The sequence below is a fragment of the Bradyrhizobium sp. Kon58 genome (genome assembly GCF_055807455.1).
In genome coordinates, this window is record NZ_JBVVOT010000146.1 from 1 (window position 1) to 478 (window position 478).

Sequence of the window (478 nt, forward strand, 5' to 3'; positions counted from 1 at the left end):
CGCCTGGGCTGACGTAACACCGAGCTTTAACTTTTACATTCCTATCTGTTGGAACGGTCAAGTCGCTAACCCATTGCCCATCTGGGCCAGCGACGCCTTTCCCATAGACAGTTTTCGTAGCATTAGCATCAACGATCTCAACGCTGTAATTGGGCTCTGCCGTTCCCCAGATTCGTGGGTGTGCGCCAAGTGGAGGAGGATAGGCGTCGGTGTTGACGGGATTGATGGTAGGTGTCTTTGCCATGATAATATTCCCTATTATGTTTGATAAAGGACAAGTTTAAAACGGCGCATTTTTAGTTTTGCCGTTTTTGTAAGGCTATAGATAGTTGGTCTGCATGAAACCTGTGAAGTATGACAGTGTCTTATACTATTTTGGAATTGAAGGTAAGTGGCGGTAGATAGACAGATAGGGCTCGAAATCTTGCGATTGAGTTAATTGTATTAAAAACTGTCAATGTTGACGGTATCGCCAGTT

At 44.8% G+C, this 478-nt stretch carries 1 protein-coding gene; it reads right to left on the minus strand.

The features are described from left to right. Positions 1-244 (minus strand): hypothetical protein (locus AC0L20_RS39875; RefSeq protein WP_473295648.1); only part of this gene is annotated, 244 nt, incomplete at its 3' end. Positions 245-478: the final 234 nt, after the last annotated feature.